The organism is Streptomyces sp. NPDC057565, assembly GCF_042801455.1.
In the GTDB taxonomy this organism is placed as follows: domain Bacteria; phylum Actinomycetota; class Actinomycetes; order Streptomycetales; family Streptomycetaceae; genus Streptomyces; species Streptomyces yanii.
In genome coordinates, this window is record NZ_JBHVFU010000011.1 from 13062 (window position 1) to 34866 (window position 21805).

At 69.7% G+C, this 21805-nt stretch carries 15 protein-coding genes and 1 pseudogene; 9 read left to right on the top strand and 7 right to left on the bottom strand.

What is annotated here, in order from left to right:
- Nucleotides 1-75: 75 nt before the first annotated feature.
- The 5 genes from fsxC to ACFU8W_RS21410 all read left to right on the top strand — a co-directional run bounded on the left by fsxC (nucleotide 76) and on the right by ACFU8W_RS21410 (nucleotide 8557).
- Nucleotides 76-1422 carry an FxsC protein gene (fsxC, locus tag ACFU8W_RS21390; RefSeq protein ID WP_266987346.1) on the top strand — a complete coding sequence of 449 codons (1347 nt, stop codon included), beginning with the start codon at nucleotides 76-78 and terminating at the stop codon, nucleotides 1420-1422.
- On the top strand, nucleotides 1419-5354 hold the full coding sequence (fxsT, locus tag ACFU8W_RS21395) for an FxSxx-COOH system tetratricopeptide repeat protein (protein WP_384039446.1): 3936 nt from the start codon (nucleotides 1419-1421) through the stop codon (nucleotides 5352-5354). The genes fsxC and fxsT overlap by 4 nt, the downstream gene beginning before the upstream one ends.
- 609 nt (nucleotides 5355-5963) lie before the next feature.
- Nucleotides 5964-6602 carry a DUF6230 family protein gene (locus ACFU8W_RS21400; protein ID WP_345510265.1) on the top strand — a complete coding sequence of 213 codons (639 nt, stop codon included), beginning with the start codon at nucleotides 5964-5966 and terminating at the stop codon, nucleotides 6600-6602.
- Nucleotides 6603-6699: 97 nt separating this feature from the next.
- A complete protein-coding gene (locus ACFU8W_RS21405; protein ID WP_345510263.1) occupies nucleotides 6700-7293 on the top strand; it encodes a DUF6114 domain-containing protein in 594 nt (197 codons plus the stop codon).
- Nucleotides 7283-8557: a hypothetical protein gene (locus ACFU8W_RS21410; RefSeq protein WP_384039450.1), complete on the top strand. Its 1275-nt coding sequence runs from the start codon at nucleotides 7283-7285 to the stop codon at nucleotides 8555-8557. Before ACFU8W_RS21405 ends, ACFU8W_RS21410 begins: the two co-directional genes overlap by 11 nt.
- Nucleotides 8558-8659: 102 nt before the next feature.
- Here ACFU8W_RS21410 and pyk read toward each other — a convergent pair whose 3' ends face one another.
- The 3 genes from pyk to pta form a co-directional block, all read right to left on the bottom strand.
- On the bottom strand, nucleotides 8660-10090 hold the full coding sequence (gene pyk, locus ACFU8W_RS21415) for a pyruvate kinase (RefSeq protein WP_037689380.1): 1431 nt from the start codon (nucleotides 10088-10090) through the stop codon (nucleotides 8660-8662).
- 74 nt (nucleotides 10091-10164) lie between these two features.
- Nucleotides 10165-11457, bottom strand: coding sequence for an acetate kinase (locus ACFU8W_RS21420; protein ID WP_384039454.1), 1293 nt, complete (start codon nucleotides 11455-11457; stop codon nucleotides 10165-10167).
- Nucleotides 11458-11462: 5 nt separating this feature from the next.
- The gene (pta, locus tag ACFU8W_RS21425) at nucleotides 11463-13535 is read right to left on the bottom strand and encodes a phosphate acetyltransferase (RefSeq protein WP_384039457.1); all 2073 of its coding nucleotides are present in this window, start codon (nucleotides 13533-13535) and stop codon (nucleotides 11463-11465) included.
- A gap of 272 nt (nucleotides 13536-13807) precedes the next feature.
- Between pta and ACFU8W_RS21430 the strand changes: the two genes are divergently transcribed.
- Nucleotides 13808-14833: an ATP-dependent 6-phosphofructokinase gene (locus ACFU8W_RS21430; protein WP_345510259.1), complete on the top strand. Its 1026-nt coding sequence runs from the start codon at nucleotides 13808-13810 to the stop codon at nucleotides 14831-14833.
- A gap of 152 nt (nucleotides 14834-14985) precedes the next feature.
- Here ACFU8W_RS21430 and ACFU8W_RS21435 read toward each other — a convergent pair.
- The 3 genes and pseudogenes from ACFU8W_RS21435 to ACFU8W_RS21445 form a co-directional block, all read right to left on the bottom strand.
- Nucleotides 14986-15656: pseudogene (locus ACFU8W_RS21435) on the bottom strand (XRE family transcriptional regulator).
- A gap of 28 nt (nucleotides 15657-15684) precedes the next feature.
- On the bottom strand, nucleotides 15685-16359 hold the full coding sequence (locus ACFU8W_RS21440) for a response regulator (protein ID WP_384039460.1): 675 nt from the start codon (nucleotides 16357-16359) through the stop codon (nucleotides 15685-15687).
- The gene (locus tag ACFU8W_RS21445) at nucleotides 16356-18050 is read right to left on the bottom strand and encodes an ATP-binding protein (RefSeq protein WP_384039463.1); all 1695 of its coding nucleotides are present in this window, start codon (nucleotides 18048-18050) and stop codon (nucleotides 16356-16358) included. Before ACFU8W_RS21445 ends, ACFU8W_RS21440 begins: the two co-directional genes overlap by 4 nt.
- Before the next feature lie 130 nt (nucleotides 18051-18180).
- On the opposite strand from ACFU8W_RS21445, the gene ACFU8W_RS21450 reads away from it, so the two are divergent.
- The 3 genes from ACFU8W_RS21450 to trxA all read left to right on the top strand — a co-directional run bounded on the left by ACFU8W_RS21450 (nucleotide 18181) and on the right by trxA (nucleotide 20512).
- Nucleotides 18181-19545 carry a cation:dicarboxylate symporter family transporter gene (locus tag ACFU8W_RS21450; protein ID WP_384039466.1) on the top strand — a complete coding sequence of 455 codons (1365 nt, stop codon included), beginning with the start codon at nucleotides 18181-18183 and terminating at the stop codon, nucleotides 19543-19545.
- 217 nt (nucleotides 19546-19762) lie between these two features.
- The gene (locus ACFU8W_RS21455; RefSeq protein WP_327244276.1) at nucleotides 19763-20167 is read left to right on the top strand and encodes a MerR family transcriptional regulator; all 405 of its coding nucleotides are present in this window, start codon (nucleotides 19763-19765) and stop codon (nucleotides 20165-20167) included.
- A 3-nt stretch (nucleotides 20168-20170) separates the two neighbouring features.
- Nucleotides 20171-20512, top strand: a complete 342-nt coding sequence (trxA, locus tag ACFU8W_RS21460) for a thioredoxin (protein WP_384039470.1) — start codon at nucleotides 20171-20173, stop codon at nucleotides 20510-20512.
- A 10-nt stretch (nucleotides 20513-20522) separates the two neighbouring features.
- Here trxA and ACFU8W_RS21465 read toward each other — a convergent pair whose 3' ends face one another.
- Nucleotides 20523-21470 carry a TIGR04222 domain-containing membrane protein gene (locus ACFU8W_RS21465; protein ID WP_384039473.1) on the bottom strand — a complete coding sequence of 316 codons (948 nt, stop codon included), beginning with the start codon at nucleotides 21468-21470 and terminating at the stop codon, nucleotides 20523-20525.
- Between the last annotated feature and the right edge of the window lie 335 nt (nucleotides 21471-21805).

A 21805-nucleotide genomic window follows, 5' to 3' on the forward strand; every position in this document is an offset into this window, starting at 1 on the left:
ACCGAACGCCATGGGGGTGGAGCAAGGTCCGCTCCGGAATGATGAATTCGCTCGCATTCTTCCCACACTCCTCGGATGCGAGTGCTCACACAGGACGGGGGTCGTGTGCACGCATCAACGCAACCGCGAGCGGCGGACCATCGGCCGTACTTCTTCTTGAGCTATGCGCATACACCGGGGTACGGCGGTGGAACGGACCCGGATATGTGGGTCGAGCGGCTGTTTCAGGATCTCTGCGGCCACGTAATGGCCATGACCGATCTCCCGGCGGGTGCCTCCGCCGGGTTCATGGACCGGGAGATACGGTCCGGCGAGGGGTGGTCGGAACGGCTCGGCAGCGTGCTGGCCACCTGCCGGGTGTTCGTTCCGCTCTTCTCTCCGCGCTATTTCGCCAGCGAGATGTGCGGAAAGGAGTGGCACGCTTTCGAACAGCGCGCCATCGCCCACCGCGCCCGCAGCAATCAGCCCGCCGAAGCGATCGTGCCCGCGCTCTGGGTGCCGGTTCCACCGAACCAGCTGCCCGGGCCGGCGGAGCGGCTGCAGTTCAATCACCGTGATTTCGGGGACCGTTACGTCAGTGACGGGCTCTACGGACTGATCAAACTCAGACTCTTCGCCCAGGAGTACGAACGGGCCGTCTACGAACTCGCCAAACGCATCGTCAGCGTCGCGGCCACCGCCCGGATCGAAGTGGGCCGCCCCGTCGATTACCGGCTGGCCCCCAGCGCCTTCGGCTCGCAGAGCAGCGGTGCCGGTGCGCCTCGCCCGATGAAGGTGACCATCGCGGCTCCCACCCGGCACGACCTGCCCGAGGGACGCAACGCCGACTACTACGGCGACAATCCGCACGACTGGAATCCCTACCATCCGGCCTCCGCGCGGCCCCTGGCCTATGTCGCCGAGGACCTGGTGCGCTCCCTCAACTACCAGGCCACCGTCACCTCCTTCGACGAGGAGTCCGGCCACGCGGAGAGCAAGGGGCCACCGAACAGGCCGGAAATCCTGGTCGTCGACCGCTGGGCGCTGATGGACGAGGACCGACGTCGCAGACTCGCGGCCTTCGACGCCGAGAATCGCCCGTGGGTGACCATGGTGGTGCCCTGGAACCGCGAGGACCCCCAGAGCAGAGCCGCCGAGGCGGAGTTGACCGAGAAGCTCGAACAGACCATGCCGTCCAAGATTCGACAGGGGCGCGCGTATTGCCGCGCCGCGGCAAGGGGAGTGCCCAGCATGGATGCCTTCGGACAGGTGCTGCCCCAGGTGGTGGAGGCGGCGGCCCAGCAGTATCTGCGCCACGCGGCGGTCTATCCGCCGGCGACGGGCGGCGGTCACACTGAACGAACACGACTGATGGGGCCCATGGGCAACACGCAGTTCATACCGGACATGCACGACCCTGCGACGGATGCGGAGGACGTATGACGGCCGGGCGTGACGGACGCATCGTCACTTTCTACTCGTACAAAGGCGGTACCGGGCGCACGATGGCCCTGGCCAACACCGCCTGGATCCTGGCTGCCAACGGCAAACGGGTACTGGCCGTCGACTGGGACCTGGAGGCGCCCGGACTCCACCGGTTCTTCCATCCCTTCCTCGACCCGTCGACACTCGGCGCCACCACCGGCGTCATCGACCTGATCACCGAGTATGCCTGGGCCGCGACCAGCCCGGTCGAGCGTGCCGACGACTGGCACCGCGACTACGCCCGCATCCAGCCGCACGCCGTCTCCCTCGCCCCGGAGGCGCTCGGCTGGGAGTTCCCGCAGGGGGGCACCCTCGACTTCGTTTCCGCCGGGCGCCAGAACCGCGAATACTCCGCGACCGTCTCCACTTTCGACTGGGACAACTTCTACGACCGGCTCGGCGGCGGGCACTTCTTCGACGCCCTGCGCGACGACATGAAGGCCAACTACGACTACGTCCTCATCGACAGCCGGACCGGTCTCAGCGACATCGCCGACATCTGCACCGTCCACCTTCCGGACCTGCTCGTCGACTGCTTCACCCTCAGCGACCAGTCCATCGACGGCGCGGCATCCGTCGCCCGGCAGATCTCCGAGCGCTACACCGGCCGGCCCATCTCGATCTTCCCCGTCCCGATGCGCATCGACGAGGGCGAGAAGGAGAAGGCCGACGCGGGCCGCGCCCTGGCCCGGCTGAAGTTCGACCGGCTGCCCCGGGACCTGTCCAGCGACGAGCTCACCGCCTACTGGGGAGCGGTGGAGATTCCGTACCGCCCCTACTACGCGTACGAGGAGACGCTGGCCACCTTCGGCGACGAGGCAGGTCTGACCAACTCGCTGCTCTCCGCCTTCGAGCGGCTCACCGCCGTCATCACCGACCGGCAGATCACCTCGATGCCTCCCGTGGGGGAAGAGGTGCGGTTGCGCATCCGCGACGCCTTCACCCGGCGCAGGCCCGCGCTGCCCGCCGATCTCTACCTCAACTATGTGGCGGAGAACCGGATGTGGGCCGACTGGATCGAATCGGTCCTCACCCGGGCCGGATTCCGCGTCGTCCCGCGCGATGTCTCCGCCGAGCCCGGCGTGGCCGACCCGGCGCAACTCGCGGCCGAGAGCGCCACCCGTACGGTCGTCCTGCTCTCCAGCGCCTATCTCAAGTCCCAGCGGGCCGTGAGCCTGTGGGAAAGGGCGGTCGCCGAGGACCCGGGCGGAGGAAGGCGTCAGCTGCTGCCTCTCAGGGTCGGGGACGTACGCCTCTCCGCGCCCTACATCGACCGCAACCCCGTCGACCTCTTCCGGCTCGACGAGGTGCACGCCACCGCGGCGCTGATGCGTGCCCTGGACCGCCCGGTACAGCTCGTCGACGGGGTCGCGCCCGGGCCCCGCTTCCCCGGCACCGTGCCGAAGATCTGGAACGCACCACCCCGCAACCCCGGCTTCACCGGCCGCTCCCTGGTCCTGGAACGGATGCGTGACCAGCTCGGTGGTGGCATGGCCGTCGTGCTTCCCCAGCCGCAGACCCTGTACGGTCTCGGCGGCGTCGGCAAGACGCAGGTCGCTCTCGAGTATGTGCATCGCTTCATGGCCGACTACGACCTGGTGTGGTGGATATCGTCCGAGCAGACCGACGACGTGGTGGCCGGCCTCGCCGAACTTGCGGTCCGGCTCGGCGCCCAGGGCGGCGACGACATGGCCGCGGCCTCCCAGGAGGCCGTCGACCTGCTGCGCCGCGGAGTTCCGTCGGACCGCTGGCTGCTGGTCTTCGACAATGCCGACGACCCCGAACGGCTCCGGCGCTACTTCCCGCAGGGCGGCTCCGGTCACATCCTGGTCACCTCCAGGAACCAGACCTGGTCCCAGCTCGGCGACGCACTGCCCGTCGACGTCTTCCTGCGGGAGGAGTCCATCGAGCACCTCCAGCGCCGCGCCCCCGGGCTCAGTGTCGAGGACGCCGCGCAGGTGGCCACCGCTGTCGGTGACCTGCCGCTCGCGGTGGAACAGGCGGCGGCCTGGATCGCGGAGACCGCCACGCCCATCGACGCCTATCTGGAACAGCTCGCCCAGCAAGCCCCTCAGGTGCTGGCCCTCAACCAGCCCGCGGGCTACCCGGAACCCGTCGCCGCCACCTGGAACATCTCCATCCAGCGCCTCAAGGAGCGCTCGCCCGCCGCCGTGCGGCTGCTCCAGCTCTGTGCCTTCTTCGCCCCCGAGCCGATCAACGCCAACCTCCTGTACAGCAAGGAGATGATCGAGGCGCTGAAACCGTACGACCCCTCGCTCCAGGAGAAGCTGGTGCTCGGCCGGGTCATCCGGGAGATCGGTCGGTTCGCCCTCGCCAAGGTCGACCAGGTCTCCAACTCCATCCAGGTGCACCGCCTCGTCCAGGCCGTCATCCGGGCGCAGCTCAGCGAGGAGGAGCAGCGTGACGCCCGGCATGTCGTCCACCGCATTCTGGCGGGTGCCCGGCCCGATGACGACGAGCCGATCGACAACCCCGCGACCTGGCCGCGGTTCGCGACCATATGGCCGCACCTCGGCCCGTCCGATGCGCGCAACTGCAGGGAACCCGAGACCCGCAGGCTCCTGATCGACCGAGTGCGCTACCTGTGGAAGCGTGGTGACTTCAGGACGGCCGGCACCCTCGGCGCCGAACTGCGCGAGACATGGGAGGAGATGCTCGGCGAGCGGGATCTCCAGTACCTCTACCTCTGCTTCCACCTCTCCAACATCTACCGCTCGCGCGGTCGTTATGTGGAAGCGAAGGAACTCGACGAGATCACCCTCGCCCGACAGCGGGAGGTACTGGGTTCGGAGCACCCGCACACGTACATGACCACCAGTAGCCTCGCGACGGACCTCGGCACCCTCGGCGACTACAGCCGGGCGATCGAGCTGGCGACCGAAGCCACCGAGGGGTTCAGCCAGATCTTCCACGACTCACACCCCAGGACGCTGGCGGCGGCCAACAACCTGGCTCTGAACCTGCGCCTCGTCGGGCAGTACGCCAGGGCCAGGGAGATCGATCAGGACGTCTACGACCGGCGTACCGAGGTGCTCGGCGCGAACCACCCGTACAGCCTGTCCTCCGCCATGAACCTGGCTCGCGATCTGCGGGACGTGGGACGGTACGAGGACTCCGTCGGTCTGCTCAGCCGCACCTACGACAGCTACAAGACACACCTCGGGCGAACCTTCCCGGGCACGCTGAGTGCGGCGAAGAGCCTCGCGGTCTCGCTGCGCAGGGCGGGCCGGCTGGAGGACGCCCGCAGACTGACGGTGGCCACCCGCGCCAGGTACCGGGCCAAGTACACCTCGGCCAACCCCGAATCGCTGGCCTGTGATCTCAACATGGCGGCCGACCTGTTCGCGGCCGGTGAGGCGGTCGAGGCGAGGGACACCGCGCAGGAAGTCGTCGACCAGTACATGAAGGTCCCGGGCGAGAAACACCCGTACACCCTGGCCGCCCAGAACAACCTCGGCGTCTATGTCTCGGGGGCCGGTGCGGCGGAGGAGGCGGAGAAACTGCTGAAACGGGTGGTCGCCTCGATGCGCGAGGTGTTCGGACGCGAGCATCCGCACACCCTGTTCTGCGTCATGAACCTGGCCAACGCAACCGCGGACCTCGGCGACCTCGACATCGTGCTGTCGACGGAGCGGCAGGTGTCCGCGCAGCTTCGGGAGACCCTCGGGGCGCACCATCCGGAGACCTTGGCCATGACGTCGAACATGGCTGTCACGCTCGATGAGATGGGGCGCAAGGACGAGGCGTTGCAGGTGCGGGCGGAAGTGGTCGAAGAGCTGTCCCGGCAGCTTGGCGACGAGCATCCGCTGACCCGGATCGCCCGGGACGAGACCCGGTTCCAGCGCGAACTGGAGCCGATCACGATCTGAGCCGGGCGGGGGCCCCCCCAGGCGGGGGCCCCCCCGGGGGCCCCCACGGCCGTTTTCGCGATCCGGCGACAATAAGCGCCCTCGCTTTACCAAATCTTGATAAAAGCACGGACTGTTACTGCCAGTAAATCGTGCGTGGGGTTCTGTCCGCTTAAGCACCTCAATTCTCCCTTTCCTTCTTGCGAGGGATGCCACCCTGTGTGGCCAGGCGGCGCCGCCCTGTCGTGCCTTGGTTATCGGGCCGTTACTAGCGAGTAACGAACCCCCTTGTGCCGCGGGCGCTAATGCACCACGATCGGCCACGCTCGGTCCAATGACGCCAGCCCGACCGCCAGTCGGCGCGGCGGCCGATTTGGGTCCCCACCGAGTGGGTCGGCGGCAGTGGCGCCGACCGCGGACAGGGGGGTTCCTGCCGTCCGGCAGGGCCTGTCCGAACAGGTTGCGCGAACGCGTGGCCGGTGGTTGTCGCTCGGGGGTGATCGCCAGTGATTCGGACGCGGTTCACGCCTCCGGTTCCGGCGCTCTCCTTTCCGAGGACGTAGCACTTCTCCCATCCCAGGACGGGCCAAGGCCCGGACCGGAGATGTACGTCCGAGAAGGAGGAAAGTCATGGAGTCCCAAGTTCGTGGCGGGACCAGATGGAAGCGGTTCGCTCTCGTCATGGTTCCGAGTGTGGCCGCGACGGCCGCGGTCGGTGTAGCCCTGGCGCAGGGCGCGCTGGCCGCGTCGTTCAGCGTCTCCGGCCAGTCGTTCAAGGTGACAGCGGAGCACCTGGACGGCAAGGGCTTCTCGCAGTACGGCGGCATAGACGTCGGCTACGCGGAGCTCAAGGGTGACGCGAAGACGGTGCACCCGGTCGCGATCTCGTCGTTCAAGTCGGCCGACATCACGGGCATGTGTCAGTCCGTCGTCACGCCGGACATCCCGGTCCTCGGGTCCGTCAGCCTCATGCTGAAGGCCGGCGGCGGCGGTACCCCGGTCCACGCCGAGAACCTGTACCTCGATGTCGCGGATCTGGACGCCGACGCCACGTTCAAGAACATCGACATCGGTGTTGCGGCGAAGGACGCCTCCAAGGGTCCGGCCATCAAGTCCGGCGAGAACATCAAGGAGAACGGTTTCGCCCAGCAGGCGGACCGCGCGATTCTCGACAACGTGAAGCAGAAGGCGTGGGCCACCACGGCCGGCACCTTCAAGCTCAGCGGGCTGAGCATGCGCCTCTACAACGGCGTCAAGGAGTGCTACTAAGCACTCCGTCCGGGCGGGCGGAGGAGCGGTCACGCTGCTCCGCCCAACCGGCTCCCTCTTCTTTCACAGCAATACCGGTTCCAGGGAGCTGTTTTCCATGAGCGCCGACTCCACGGGGCAGAACGAGCACTACACCCGCGTCCTTCGGCAGCGTTTCCGTGCCTGGCGGGGCAGCCGACCGTTCTGGGCGGGCCTGCTCACCGCACTCGGTGGGGCGCCGATCGCGTACTTCCCGTACGCCAATCTCAAGATCGGCCACCTCACGCTGGCCATGGCGACCACCGCGGGTGCGGGCTCACTGATCATCGGTGTACTGCTGATCACGCTCGGTCTGACCATGTGGTTCCACCAAATCGTCCGGGTCTTCGCCGGTGTCGCCTCGATCCTGCTGGCGCTGGTCTCCATCCCGGTGTCCAACCTCGGCGGGTTCCTCATCGGATTCCTGCTCGCCATGATCGGTGGCTGCCTCGCCCTTTCCTGGGCACCGGGCACGCCGGTCGCCGAGCAGCCGGCCGAACCCGGAGCCGGGGCCGGCCCGAAGGACCCGGCAGGGCCCGACGGTGCGCTGCCGGACGGTTCCGACCCGCAGCACGGTGCCGCGGGGACGTACAGCCCCGGGCCCGCTCCGTGGAACGACGACAGCACGAACGGCAAAGTTGACGCAGGCGGCGGGAGGAACAGTGCGGGGTGACGAGACGCAGCTGAACTCGACCGGGGGCGAGGATCTCCGGGCGAGAAGCGGGCCGCGCCACGCGGCCCCGAGGAAGTCGCTGCTGACGAAGCTGCACATACCCGCGGGCAAGGCCTTCGCGCTCGCCGCGATGCCGACGGCTGTCTTCGTCGGGATGGGACTCACCCCCAAGCTCGCGCTGGCCGACGACGCGACGGACATCCCGTTCGCGCCGGGCCCCTGTGTGACGCGCTCGGACGAGCCGAGCCAGTCGCCGGAGCCCTCGGCGTCCGCGTCGGAGACGAAGACACCGTCGCCGTCCGCCAGCGCCTCCTCCGGTGCCGCCGACAGCGGTGCGGACCAGGGTGCCGAGGCGACGCCGAAGCCGTCGGCGACCCCGTCGGCGAACGCCGCGGCGGACCAGCAGAGCGAGGCGCCCGCCGCGGCGCCGAGCGCCTCCCCGTCGCCCACGGCGACGAACAACCCGCTCGACCCGCTGGGCGTCGGCGACGCGCTCAAGGATCTCTTCGACGGACCGGACAAGGAGACGGCGAGCCCGTCCCCGAGCGCCACCACCGCGTCCCCGAAGCCGTCGGCGTCCGCGACGAGCGAGCCCGCCGAGAAGCCCGTGTCCAAGGTGACGGACGCGGCGAAGGACACGGTCGGCAAGACCGCCGACGCCATCCGCGAGGCGGCCGACAAGGCGGGTACGTCGGTCGAGGAGCTCGACGAGAGCGCCAAGGGACTCGACCCCAAGAAGGACGACGACATCCCGGACGGCGCCAAGCAGCCGTTCCCGTGCCCCACCGCCGACCCCAAGGCGCTGGCCGCGGCGGACCTGGAGCAGGGCATCCCCAGGGTTCCGAACGAGCCGTGGATCCTGGAGAGTTCGCTGCTCACCCTGAACGGACTCGACTACAAGGGCATCGTCGAGGTGGAGAAGGGCGACGGCACCACGAAGAAGGTGCTGAAGTTCACCGCGTCGTCCATCGACATCAAGGACCTGCACCAGCTGACCGAGGGGCCGGGCGGCACCACCGGCCACGTCCAGGCGCGGAAGGGTTCGACGTCCACCATCCGCGAAGGCACGGTGACGATGTACACGGAGGAGCTGAAGGGCAACCTCTTCGGCCTCATCCCGATCACGTTCAGCCCCGAGACCCCGCCGCCGCTGAACGTGCCGTTCGCGTTCTTCACCAACGTGAAGGTCACCCAGGCCGGCCAGTTCGGCGGCACGCTCACGGTGCCCGGGCTGCACAACTACTTCACCGGCGGCAACAGCTGATGAAGTGACTCAAGGACCCGTCAGGGAGCCGCACAAGGCTGTGGCCCGCACCCCCGTCGAAGGGGATGCGGGCCACAGTCGTATGCCGGTGCGGTCGGCTCGTCAGCCGCGGTCGCTGCCGCCCACGTGGTGCACCCGGACCATGTTGGTGGTGCCGGGGACGCCGGGGGGCGAACCGGCCGTGATGACCATCGTGTCGCCGGCGTTGTAGCGGCTCAGCTTCAGCAGCTCCGCGTCGACCAGGTCCACCATGGCGTCGGTGTTGTCCACGTGCGGCACGACGTGGGCCTCGACGCCCCAGCTCAGCGCGAGCTGGTTCCGGGTGGATTCGTCGGTGGTGAAGGCCAGGATCGGCTGCGCGGCGCGGTAGCGGGAGAGCCGGCGGGCCGTGTCACCGGACTTGGTGAAGGCGACCAGCGCCTTGCCGTTCAGGAAGTCCGCGATCTCGCAGGCCGCGCGGGCCACCGAACCACCCTGGGTACGGGGCTTCTTGCCCGGGACCAGCGGCTGCAGACCCTTGGAGAGCAGCTCCTCCTCGGCGGCGACGACGATCTTCGACATCGTCTTGACCGTCTCGATCGGGTACGCGCCCACGCTGGACTCGGCGGACAGCATGACCGCGTCGGCCCCGTCCAGGATCGCGTTGGCGACGTCGGACGCCTCGGCGCGGGTCGGCCGCGAGTTGGTGATCATCGACTCCATCATCTGGGTCGCCACGATCACCGGCTTGGCGTTCCTCCGGCAGAGTTCCACGAGGCGCTTCTGCACCATCGGGACCTTCTCCAGGGGGTACTCGACGGCCAGGTCGCCACGGGCGACCATCACACCGTCGAACGCCATGACGACGCCCTCCATGTGCTCGACGGCCTGCGGCTTCTCGACCTTGGCGATGACGGGGACCCGGCGGCCCTCCTCGTCCATGATCTTGTGGACGTCCTTGACGTCGTCGGCGTCGCGCACGAAGGAGAGGGCGACCAGGTCGCAGCCCATCCGCAGGGCGAAGCGGAGGTCCTCGACGTCCTTCTCGGACAGGGCCGGGACGTTCACCGCCGCACCCGGCAGGTTGATCCCCTTGTGGTCGGAGATCACCCCGCCCTCGATGACGATGGTCTTGACCCGGGAACCCTCGACCTCGACGACCTTCAGCTCGACGTTGCCGTCGTTGATCAGGATCGGATCGCCCTTGTCGACGTCGCCCGGCAGTCCCTTGTAGGTCGTACCGCAGATCGACTTGTCACCGGGGACGTCGTCGGTGGTGATGGTGAACTCGTCCCCGCGGACCAGCTCGACGGGGCCCTCGGCGAACTTCGCCAGGCGGATCTTCGGGCCCTGGAGGTCGGCGAGTACGCCGACCGCCCGGCCGGTCTCGGCGGCGGCCCGGCGGACGCGGTCGTAACGGCCCTGGTGTTCCTCGTGGGAGCCGTGGCTGAAGTTGAATCGGGCCACGCTCATGCCGGCCTCGATCAGAGCGACGAGCTGCTCGTGGGAGTCGACGGCGGGACCGAGGGTGCAGACGATTTTGGAACGGCGCATGAGGCGGATCCTATCGGTTTGTTTCACTGCGGAATATTCCGGCTGGTGGAAGATACAAAGGGGCGCGGGGGTGCTCAGTTGTCGACCTGTCCGAGCGGTTCGGCCTGCCCGGGCTGCGCGGTCCGTCCGAGCCTTTCGACCAGCGCGAAGGTCTGGCCGGCGATCTCCAGCTCCTCGTCCGTCGGCACCACGGCGACCGCGACCCGCGCGTAGTCCGGCGAGATCAGCCTCGGTTCACCGGACCGTACGGCGTTGAGACCGGCGTCCACCGCGAGGCCGAACTCTTCGAGACCGGCGATCGCAGCCTCCCGTACGGGCGCCGAGTTCTCCCCGACCCCCGCCGTGAACACCACGGCATCCACCCGCCCGAGGACCGCCGAATAGGCGCCGATGTACTTCTTCAGCCGGTGCACATAGATGTCGAACGCCAGCGCCGCCCGCTCGTCGCCCTCGTCGATCCGGCGCCGGATCTCCCGCATGTCGTTGTCCCCGCAGAGCCCGACCAGACCGCTCCTCTTGTTGAGCAGGACGTCGATCTCGTCGACCGACATCCCCGCCACCCGCGTCAGATGGAAGGTGACCGCCGGGTCGATGTCCCCGGACCGGGTCCCCATCACCAGCCCTTCCAACGGGGTCAGTCCCATCGACGTCTCCACGCAACGGCCGCCCGCCACCGCCGATGCCGAGGCGCCGTTGCCCAGGTGCAGCACGATGACATTGACCTCCTCGGGGGTGCGTCCCAGCAGTTCGGCGGCCTTGCGGGAGACGTACGCGTGCGAGGTGCCGTGGAAGCCGTAGCGGCGGATGCGGTGGGCGTCCGCGGTCTCCACGTCGATCGCGTAGCGCGCGGCGTACTCCGGCATCGTCGTGTGGAACGCGGTGTCGAAGACGGCGACCTGGGGCAGGTCGGGGCGGAGCGCCTGTGCGGTACGGATCCCGATGATGTTCGCCGGGTTGTGCAGCGGTGCCACCGGGACGAGCCGCTCGATCTCCGCCAGCACCTCATCGGTGATCACGGTCGGCTCGGTGAAACGCAGGCCGCCGTGCACCACCCGGTGGCCGATCGAGGCCAGCTCGGGAGAGTCCAGCCCCAGCCCGTCCGCGGCCAGCTCCTCGGCCGCAGCCTTCAGCGCCGCCTCGTGGTCGGCGATCCTGCCCATGCGCTCACGTGTCGCGGCGCCGCCGGTCAGCGGGGTGTGCAGCAGACGGGAGGTTTCCTCGCCGATCCGCTCGACCAGGCCGATCGCGAGCCGGGAGCGGTTCTCCATGTCGAGGAGCTGGTACTTCACCGATGAGGAGCCGGAGTTGAGGACGAGGACGCGACGGGCCTGCACGGCGGCGGAACCTTCCTTCGTGGGGGTGGTCATGCGGATCACTCCTCGCCCTGGGCCTGGATCGCCGTGATCGCCACGGTATTGACGATGTCCTGGACGAGCGCACCGCGGGAGAGGTCGTTGACGGGCTTGCGCAGCCCCTGGAGCACCGGGCCGACGGCCACCGCGCCGGCCGAGCGCTGCACGGCCTTGTAGGTGTTGTTGCCGGTGTTCAGGTCCGGGAAGATCAGCACGGTCGCCTGCCCCGCCACCTCCGAGCCGGGCAGCTTGGTCGCGGCGACGCTCGGCTCCACCGCCGCGTCGTACTGGATCGGACCCTCGACCCTGAGATCCGGCCGGCTCGCGCGCACCAGGTCCGTCGCCTGCCGCACCTTGTCGACATCGGCGCCCGTGCCCGAGGTGCCCGTCGAGTACGAGAGCATCGCGATCCGCGGCTCGACACCGAAGCGGGCGGCGGTGACGGCGGACTGGACGGCGATGTCCGCGAGCTGCTCCGCGTCCGGGTCCGGGTTGACCGCACAGTCCCCGTACACCAGGACCTTGTCCGAGAGGCACATGAAGAAGACCGAGGAGACGATCGACGCGTCCGGCTTCGTCTTGATGATCTCGAAGGCCGGGCGGATCGTCGCGGCGGTGGAGTGCACGGCCCCGGAGACCATGCCGTCGGCCAGGCCCTCCTGGACCATCAGCGTGCCGAAGTAGTTCACGTCCGAGACGACGTCGTACGCCAGCTCCACCGTGACCCCGCGGTGCGCCCGCAGCTGTGCGTACCGCTCCGCGAACGCCTGGCGCAGCTCCGAGGTCTGCGGGTCGATCAGCTGTGTATCGGCGAGGTCGATGCCGAGGTCGGCGGCCTTCTTGCGGATGATGTCGAGATCGCCGAGCAGGGTGAGCTCGCAGACGTCGCGGCGCAGCAGCACATCGGCGGCGCGCAGGACCCGCTCCTCGGTGCCCTCCGGCAGCACCACGCGGCGCCGGTCCGCGCGGGCCTGTTCCAGCAGCTCGTGCTCGAACATCATCGGGGTGACGCGGCCGCTGCGGGCCAAGGAGATCCGCTCCAGCAGGGCGCCGGTGTCGACGTGGCGCTCGAAGAGGCCCAGTGCGGTCTCTGCCTTGCGGGGCGTCGCCGCGTTCAACTTTCCCTCCAGCGCGAAGAGTTCGCCCGCGGTGGGGAAGGATCCGCCGGCCACCGACACGACCGGGGTGCCCGGTGCGAGACGTGCGGCCAGCTTGAGTATTTCCTCGCCGGGGCGCTCGTTCAGGGTCAGCAGCACGCCCGCGATGGGCGGGGTTCCGGCGCTGTGCGCCGCCAGCGAGCCGACCACCAGGTCCGCCCGGTCGCCGGGCGTGACCACGAGACAGCCCGGCGTCAGTGCGTTCAGCAGATTCGGCAGCATCGCCCCGCCGAAGACGAAGTCCAGCGCGTCCCTGGCCAGCCCCGCGTCGTCGCCGAGCAGAACCGTTCCGCCGAGCGCCGCGGTGATCTGGGCGACCGTCGGCGCGGAGAGCGCCGCGTCGTCCGGCAGCACCGAACAGGGGACGGGCAGCCGCGCGGCCAGTCGCTCGGCGATGACCTCGCGGTCCTCCGCCGCCACCCGGTTCACCACCATCGCGAGGACGTCGCAGCCCAGCCCGGCGTACGCCCGGTAGGCGTTGCTCGTCTCGGCCCGCACGGACTCCGCGTCCTGCCCCTTCCCGCCGACCACGGCGATCACCGAGGCGCCGAACTCGTTGGCCAGCCGGGCATTGAGCGCCAGCTCGTCGGGGAGCTGGGTGGCCGCGAAGTCCGTGCCGAGGACCAGCACCACCTCGTACGAGCGGGCCACCTGATGGAAGCGGTCGACGAGCTGCGAGACCAGTTCGTCGGTACCCTTCTCCGCCTGCAGCGCGGACGCCTCCGCGTAGTCCAGGCCGTAGACCGTCGACGGGTCCTGGGAGAGCCGGTAGCGGGCCCGCAGCAGCTCGAACAGCCGGTCGGGGCCGTCATGGACCAGTGGCCGGAACACCCCGACCCGGTCCACCTGACGTGTCAGGAGTTCCATGACTCCCAGATCGACGACCTGACGGCCGTCTCCCCGGTCGATTCCTGTCACGTACACGCTGCGCGTCACGCGTGCTCTCCCGTCGTTCTGTCCGGTTGGAGCGATATCGCCCTGTTGACGATACCTGCGGGGGCGGATTTGCCGCCCGCCGGACGAAAGGCCCTGATCGGGTGCGGGAAGAACCCCGTCGCGCCCGGCACTCCGTCCGGTGCGGTGGCGGTGGAAGAGTCGGTAGCGCGAGGTCCAGACCTGACGTGGGACAATCGTTGTGGCTCACGGTACGGGGGATTCTGTAGTCGCCCCCGAAATGCACGGCACTAGCGAGCAGGAGATACAGCACGATGCGCATCGGAGTTCTCACCGCAGGCGGCGACTGCCCGGGCCTGAACGCAGTGATCCGGTCGGTCGTGCACCGCGCCGTGGTGGGTCATGGTGATGAAGTCATCGGCTTCGAGGACGGGTTCAAGGGACTCCTCGACGGTCACTTCCGCCCCCTCGACCTCAACGCGGTCAGCGGCATCCTCGCCCGCGGCGGCACCATCCTCGGCTCGGCCCGGCTGGAGCGCGACCGGCTCCGCGAAGCGGCCGAGAACTGTGACGCGCTGAGCCGCCGTTACGGCATCGACGCGCTGATCCCGATCGGCGGCGAGGGCACCCTCACCGCGGCCCGGATGCTGTCGGACGCCGGAATGCCCGTCGTCGGCGTCCCGAAGACCATCGACAACGACATCTCGTCCACCGACCGCACCTTCGGCTTCGACACGGCGGTGGGCGTCGCCACCGAAGCCATAGACCGTCTCAAGACCACGGCCGAATCGCACCAGCGGGTCATGGTCGTCGAGGTGATGGGCCGGCACGCGGGCTGGATCGCGCTGGAGTCCGGCATGGCGGGCGGTGCGCACGGCATCTGTCTGCCCGAGCGGCCGTTCGAGGTCGCGGACCTGGTCAAGATGGTCGAGGAACGCTTCGCACGCGGCAAGAAGTTCGCGGTCATCTGCGTGGCCGAGGGCGCGCACCCGGCCGAGGGCTCGATGCCGTACGCCAAGGGCGAGATCGACCAGTACGGCCACGAGCGCTTCCAGGGCATCGGCAACCGGCTCGCGGTCGAGTTGGAGACCAGGCTCGGCAAGGAGGCCAGGCCGGTCATCCTCGGCCACGTCCAGCGCGGCGGCACGCCGACCGCGTACGACCGGGTGCTCGCCACCCGCTTCGGCTGGCACGCGGTCGAGGCGGCGCACCGGGGCGACTTCGGCCGGATGACGGCGCTGCGCGGCAACGACATCACGATGGTCCCGCTCGCGGACGCGATCACGCAGCTGAAGACGGTACCGATGGACCGGATGTACGAGGCGGAGTCCGTGTTCTGACCGTTTCCGGGCACCGGGCGGGCCGGTGACGTCCGGCCCGTCCGGTGTTCGAGGGCGCGGAGGCCGCCCCGTCGGGCCGCTTTCTTTCGGATCAGGCCGGATCAGGGCGCGTGCCCGACCCCGTGGGCCCGGCACGACCCGAACGACAGGCCCTACACCCCCGCCGTCTCCCGGAACCGCTCCACGATCCCGTCCAGGACCGCCCGCCCGGCCTCCCCGTCGGACCCCACCCGCTCCGCGCGCCCCGTGCTCCAGCTCAGCGTCGACACCATCAGCGCCTGGTAGTCCCCGTGCAGCCGCTCCAGCACGTCCTGCGGCAGCCGCCGCTCCAGCGGCACCAGCTTCGCGACCGCCGGGTGTACGCCTGCCGGCGCGTCGTCACCGCACTGCGCAGCAGCTCCGCCGGCTCCTCGTAGCGCCCCGTCGCCGTCACGAAGCCGGCCGCCGACAGCCCCAGCACCTCGCTGAGCGCCGCGGACTGCCGCTCGTTGCCGCGCCAGTGCCCCGACTCCTCCGTCCATGGACAGGCGGACGCCTCCAGCCCCACCAGCCGCGCGAGCTCGTCCGCGGCCAGACCCTGGGCCACCCGGTGCTCCCGCAGGGAGCGGGCGGACGTCAGCAGGTCGCCCGGCGCGCACCACAGGAATCCGGCCGGCGCCGTGTGTTCGTACTCGCTGGGCAGCGCGAGACCGCGCTCCCAGGCGGCGTCGGTGTCGGCGCTGATCCGGAGTCCGTACTGGGCGCCGAGACCGTACGCGACATGGCCGAGGTCAATGCCCGTGCAGGAAGCGCTCGTTGGGCCGTCAGGGGTCTTCTTCCGGATCAGGCCCCAGGAGTGTGGTCGCGGTCCCTCACCGCGATGCGGCCACCCACCGGTAGTGCAGCTCCGGCCGTCCGATCTGCCCGTACTGGGGGCTGCGAACGGCGCGCCCCGTCGACACCAGGTGCTCCAGATAGCGGCGGGCGGTGATCCGCGAGATGCCCAGCTCCACGCCGGCGGCCGCTGCCGTCACCCCGTCCGGGGAGGCCCGCAGCGCACGCGTCACCGCCTCCAGCGTCGGGCCGCTCAGCCCCTTGGGCAGCCGGACCGGCTGCGGCGCCCGCAGCGCGCCGAGCGCCCGGTCCACCTCGTCCTGCCCGCTCGCCTCACCGGCCGCCGCACGGAACTCGGCGTAGCGGACGAGGCGGTCGCGCAGGGTGGCGAAGGTGAACGGCTTCAGCACGTACTGGACGACACCGAGCGACACCCCCTCCCTGACCACCGCCAGATCACGCGCCGACGTCACGGCGATGACATCCGCCGCGTGCCCGGCGGCGCGCAGTGAGCGCAGCAGCTGCAGACCGTGCCCGTCGGGCAGATACAGATCCAGGAGCAGCAGATCGATGGGGGTACGGTCCAGTGCCCGTACCGCCTCCGCACGCGAATGAGCGACCGCGGCCACGGTGAAGCCGGGAACCCGGCCCACATACAGCTGATGGGCGTCGGCGGCCACGGGATCGTCCTCGACGACCAGCACCTGGATCATGGGGTGGGCTCCTTGGGGACGTGCGCGGACTCGGACGGCATGGACGCGGGCGGCAGCGGCAGTCGTACGGTGAACTCCGCACCGCCGTCCGGGCCCCCGCTCAGGGTGACCGTCCCGCCACCCCGGTGCACGGCCTGCTGCACGAGCGCCAGACCGAGCCCGCGACCGGCGCCGTGCGTGGACCAGCCGCGGTGGAACACCTGCGCCGCGTCACCGGGATCGACCCCGGCACCGGTGTCGGCGACCCGCAGCAGCAGCTCGCCGTCATCGGCGAGCGCGGTCACGGTGACCCGGGCACGGACCGGGCGGCCCGCCACACCACCCCGCTGGCCGGGAACACCTCCGGCGGGGGAGGGGCTCGTCGCCGCCTCGGACGCCGCATCCACCGCGTTGTCGATCAGATTGCCGAGGATCGTCACCAGATCGCGCGACGACAGCGTCTCGGGCAGTGCCCCGTCGTCGATCAGGCTGTCGTCGGCGAGCACCAGCTCCACCCCCCGCTCGTTCGCCTGCGCCGCCTTGCCCAGCAGCAGGGCCGCCAGCACCGGTTCGGCGACGGCGCCGACGACCCGGTCGGTGAGGGCCTGGGCCAGCTCCAGCTCCGCCGTGGCGAAGCCGACCGCCTCCTCCGCCCGGCCGAGCTCGATCAGCGAGACGACCGTGTGCAACCGGTTCGCCGCCTCGTGCGCCTGCGAGCGCAGCGCCTGGGTGAAGCCCCGCTCCGAGTCCAACTCGCCGGACAGCGCCTGAAGTTCCGTGTGGTCGCGCAGGGTCACGACCGTGCCGCGCTGCTCGCCGCCCACCACCGGACGGGTGTTGACCACGATCACCCGGTCCGCCGTCAGATGCAGCTCGTCGACCCGCTCCTCGGATGCGAGCAGCGCCCCGGTCAGCGGCGGCGGGAGCTCCAGATCGGCGACCCGGCGCCCGACCGCACCCGGGGGCAGCCCGAGCAGCTCCCGGCCCGCGTCGTTGATCAGCGCGATCCTGCGCCGCCCGTCGAGCATCAGCAGCCCCTCGCGCACCGCGTGCAGCGTGGCCTGGTGGTAGTCGTGCATCCGGCTCAGCTCGGCGGCGTTCATGCCGTGCGTGTGGCGCCGCAGCCGGGCGTTGATCACATACGTACCGACGCCGCCGAGCGCGAGCGCCCCGCCCGCCGCCAGCCCCAGCGCACCGAGCTGGGCCCGCACCTGCGAGGAGACCCGCTCGACCGTGATGCCCGCGCTGACCAGACCGGTGATCCTGCCGCCGTCCAGGATCGGGGTGACGACCCGGATCGACGGACCGAGCGTGCCGGTGTACGTCTCCGAGAACGTCTCGCCGCGCAGCGCCCGCGCCGTGTGCCCGAGGAACGTCTCACCGATCCGGTCGGCGTCGGGGTGCGTCCAGCGGATCCGGTCCGGGCTCATGATCGTGACGAAGGCGATCCCGGTGTCCTTGCGGACCTGCTCGGCGTACGGCTGCAGCACGGCGGACGGGTCCGGGGTGCGGATCGCCTCCCGTACCGACGGGGAATCGGCCACCGCCAGAGCCGCCGCCCGGACCTGCCGGGCCGCGGTCTCCTCCGCCTGTCCGCGGCCGGAGACGTACGCGAAGAAGGCGCATCCGGCCACCACGGCCGCCACCAGCACCACCTGCATGGCGAAGAGCTGACCGGCCAGACTGCGCGGACGGGTCCGGGGGAGACGCATGGTCACAGTGTGCCTGGCCGAAAACATATGAACGAAATGAACGTAAGGGTGACCGCCGTCACAGGGAGCGGGATATTCGCCGAGACCCCCAGGGACGGGGGACCGACCGGGACGAGCCGAGGAGAACCCCGTGGGAGTGCCAGCCGCCAGGCGGGACCGTACGCATTATCTGTATCTCGCCGTGATCGCGGCTGTGGGCCTCGGTATCCTGGTGGGCTTCGTGGCCCCCGGGTTCGCCGTCGAGCTCAAGCCGATCGGTACCGGCTTCGTGAACCTCATCAAGATGATGATCTCGCCGATCATCTTCTGCACCATCGTGCTGGGCGTCGGCTCCGTCCGGAAGGCCGCCAAGATCGGCAAGGTGGGCGGCCTCGCGCTCGGTTACTTCCTGGCCATGTCGGTGGTCGCGCTGGCGATCGGCCTGGTCGTCGGCAATGTGCTGCACCCCGGCGACGGCATGCACCTCACGCAGACGGTGAAGGATGTCGGCCACACGGCGGCGAGCGACGCCGCCGAAGGGCCGGTCGACTTCCTGCTCGGCATCATCCCGACCACCTTCGTGTCGGCCTTCACCGGTGGCTCGGTGCTCCAGACCCTGCTGGTCGCGCTGCTCGTCGGCTTCGCGCTGCAGGCCATGGGCACGGCCGGTGAGCCGGTGCTGCGCGGGGTCGAGCACATCCAGAAGCTGGTCTTCCGCGTCCTGTCCATGATCATGTGGGCGGCCCCGGTGGGCGCGTTCGGCGCGATGGCCGCCGTCATCGGCGAGACCGGTGTGGACGCGCTCAAGGCCCTCGCCACGATCATGCTGGGCTTCTACATCACCTGCATCCTGTTCGTGGTCCTGGTGCTCGGCACACTGCTGCGCCTGGTGACCGGGGTGAACCTCTTCCAGCTCCTGAAGTACCTGGGCCGCGAGTTCCTGCTGATCCTCTCCACGTCCTCCTCCGAGTCGGCGCTGCCGCGCCTCATCGCGAAGATGGAACACCTGGGCGTCAGCCGCCCGGTCGTCGGCATCACCGTGCCCACCGGGTACTCGTTCAACCTCGACGGCACGATGATCTACCTGACCATGGCGTCGCTGTTCATCGCCGACTCGATGGGCCAGCCGCTGGCGCTGGGCCAGCAGATCTCGCTCCTCCTCTTCATGATGATCGCCTCCAAGGGCGCGGCCGGTGTCTCCGGTTCCGGCATCGCGGTGCTGGCCAGCGGGCTCCAGTCGCACAAGCCCGCGCTGGTCGACGGCGTCGGCCTGATCATCGGCATCGACCGCTTCATGAGCGAGGCCCGCGCCCTCACCAACTTCGCGGGCAACGCCGTCGCCACGGTGCTCATCGGCACCTGGACCAAGGAGATCGACAGGGAACGGGTCGGCCAGGTGCTGGCCGGCGCCATCCCGTTCGACGAGAAGACGCTCACCCAGGACGATCCGCACGGCGCGACGGAGGTTCCCGAGCCCAGGGACGGCGGGAAGGCGGACGTGACGGCGAAGGTCTAGTGCCGGGAGAGGCACGAGTCACGCGCGCGAGGCGGGGCCGGTACGGGAACGTCCGTACCGGCCCCGCCCCTTTTCTGCTCCCGCGTTGTCGACGGCACGGCGCAGCCGGCGGCAACGCGGGACGAACGAGGCGGCGAGCCCCGTGCATCACCTGCGCAGCGGAGACAGCAAGTTCCGGGCTTGCCTTGACGTCCGCGTCAAGGATTACCGTCGACACATGCGAATCGGGGAGCTGGCCGAGCGGGCCGGGACGACGACGCGGACTCTGCGCTACTACGAGTCACGCGGGCTGCTGCCTGCGCGGCGGGCCGTGAACGGGTACCGCACCTACGACGAGGACGATCTGCGCCTGCTGCAACAGATCCGGACCCTGCAGGACTTCGGGTTCGAACTGGAGGAGACCCGACCGTTCGTCGACTGTCTGCGTGCGGGCCATCCGGCCGGTGACGCCTGCCCCGCCTCGCTCGCCGTCTACCGGCGCAAGCTCGGCGAGCTCGACTCGCTCATCGAGCAGCTCCAGTCGGTCCGCGCCCAGGTGGGCGCCGAACTGGCGAGGGCCGAGCTGGAGGCCGAGGCCGAGCTTCCTGGCGGCCCGGAACCACGATGCGAACTGGGAGGATGACAGATGATTCATGCAGAGGGCGTGGCCGAGGTCACCGACACCACCTTCGACGGGGAGGTGCTGGGGGCCGAGCTTCCCGTCCTGGTCGAGTTCACCGCCGACTGGTGCGGGCCGTGCCGCCAGCTCGCCCCCGTGCTCAGCGCCATCGCCGCCGAGGAGGCGGACCGCATCAAGGTCGTCCAGCTCGATGTCGACCACAACCCCGAGGTCACGAGCCGGTACGGGGTGCTGTCGATGCCGACCCTGATGGTGTTCCGGTCCGGCGAACCGGTGAAGTCGATGGTGGGTGCCCGACCCAAGCGCAGGCTCCTCCAGGAGCTGGAGGACGTGTTCGAGACGGTGTGAGCCGCAACGCTCAGTAGTTCCCGCCACCACAGCTGCTGCTGCTGCCGCAGCTGTGGTGGTGACCCCCTCCGTCGTACGAGGAGCCGTGCGAGCCGTAGGAGTCGTGGGAGCCGCCGTACCCGTGGGAGCCATGGCCGCTCTCGCTCACGTAGTTGTCCGTGTTCTCGTCGGCGGAGTCCGAATCCAGTGCCTTCCCGTACTTGATCAGCATCCGTCCCACCGACGGCAGACGCCCCCCGCCCCTGTTCCATCGCTGAGAGCGCCGACGCTCGCCCGGCAGCCCTCCCCGCCCGTCGAACACCACGGCCCCGAGCGCGGCCGCGGCCCATGGCTCGCTCGCGCGGAGCGTTGCGAGGCGACGGCGTCCCATCGGAGTCAGTGGGCCGCGCGCGGGACACAGCGCGCGCACGGCCAGACAGGAGAAGCCCACCACGAGGTAGGGAGCCGTCTGCCGCAGCCCGTGAGGGACGGCGAAGGCGGCCAGGACCGCGGTGCCGCACACCACGGCGATCAGGACCCGCCCGGCGAACAGCCGGGCCCGGGCACGGGGTGGGGTCATGAGGAGACCGCATGAGACGAGGCGGTCGCCGATCTCGCGTACGGCCCCGGCCCGCACCGCCCGTACCCGCAGCAGCGTCGGTGTCGTGGAGCCCGCGGTCCGCCATTTTTCGACCACGGCTCGTTCCACCGGATGCTCGGGTTCCGTCCAGGGCTCGGGCAACCGCAGCCGCCCACCCGACCCGATCACGACATTGTTGTCGCTGCCCCACAGGGTATGGAGCGCCGCCTCCACCACCCGCTCGGGCCCGCCCGCCAGGAAAGCCGCATCGTACGGACCCAGCTCGGAAGCGCGCTCCCGGCGCCGCCACGGCAGCAGTCGCCGACCGGAGAGAACCAGGCAGGCAGTGGCAGCGACCAGTGCGGTCGCGGCGTCGATGAGCGTGAGCGTGGTCCACATGGCAGCCCCCGATCCGGACGTGCTCCGGATGAATGTGCGTATGCGAGGGGTATCTCCGTGTGAAGCACGGTCAATCCGAACAAGCCTGATTTCTGAGCTTTTTCTGAGCTTGTTCTGTGCTCCTTGCGTACCAACTGGTGGGTATCCGACGTGAAAGTCGGTTCTTGTCGGCCGGTGTCACGGCGATGAGCGTGGTGCGTCAAGCCGACGAGTGGCGGGACATCCTCGTACGGCCGCGCGCCGTGCTCGATGCGACGGGCGCGGCGACCCTCTGCTGAGAGGCTCCTGGAAGCAAAACAAATACCCCGGTCCGAATTGGCGGCCGGGGTATTTTT

Excerpts from the sequence above, each read along its gene's own strand:
- ACFU8W_RS21420 (WP_384039454.1), bottom strand. The coding sequence starts at position 11,457 with ATGACCACCCCCACGAAGGAAGGTTCCGCCGCCGTGCAGGCCCGTCGC.
- ACFU8W_RS21445 (WP_384039463.1), bottom strand. The coding sequence starts at position 18,050 with ATGCGTCTCCCCCGGACCCGTCCGCGCAGTCTGGCCGGTCAGCTCTTC.
- ACFU8W_RS21430 (WP_345510259.1), top strand. The coding sequence starts at position 13,808 with ATGCGCATCGGAGTTCTCACCGCAGGCGGCGACTGCCCGGGCCTGAAC.
- pyk (WP_037689380.1), bottom strand. The coding sequence starts at position 10,090 with ATGCGCCGTTCCAAAATCGTCTGCACCCTCGGTCCCGCCGTCGACTCC.
- fsxC (WP_266987346.1), top strand. The coding sequence starts at position 76 with ATGCGAGTGCTCACACAGGACGGGGGTCGTGTGCACGCATCAACGCAA.
- trxA (WP_384039470.1), top strand. The coding sequence starts at position 20,171 with ATGATTCATGCAGAGGGCGTGGCCGAGGTCACCGACACCACCTTCGAC.
- ACFU8W_RS21465 (WP_384039473.1), bottom strand. The coding sequence starts at position 21,470 with ATGTGGACCACGCTCACGCTCATCGACGCCGCGACCGCACTGGTCGCT.
- ACFU8W_RS21455 (WP_327244276.1), top strand. The coding sequence starts at position 19,763 with ATGCGAATCGGGGAGCTGGCCGAGCGGGCCGGGACGACGACGCGGACT.
- ACFU8W_RS21440 (WP_384039460.1), bottom strand. The coding sequence starts at position 16,359 with ATGATCCAGGTGCTGGTCGTCGAGGACGATCCCGTGGCCGCCGACGCC.
- fxsT (WP_384039446.1), top strand. The coding sequence starts at position 1,419 with ATGACGGCCGGGCGTGACGGACGCATCGTCACTTTCTACTCGTACAAA.
- ACFU8W_RS21405 (WP_345510263.1), top strand. The coding sequence starts at position 6,700 with ATGAGCGCCGACTCCACGGGGCAGAACGAGCACTACACCCGCGTCCTT.
- ACFU8W_RS21400 (WP_345510265.1), top strand. The coding sequence starts at position 5,964 with ATGGAGTCCCAAGTTCGTGGCGGGACCAGATGGAAGCGGTTCGCTCTC.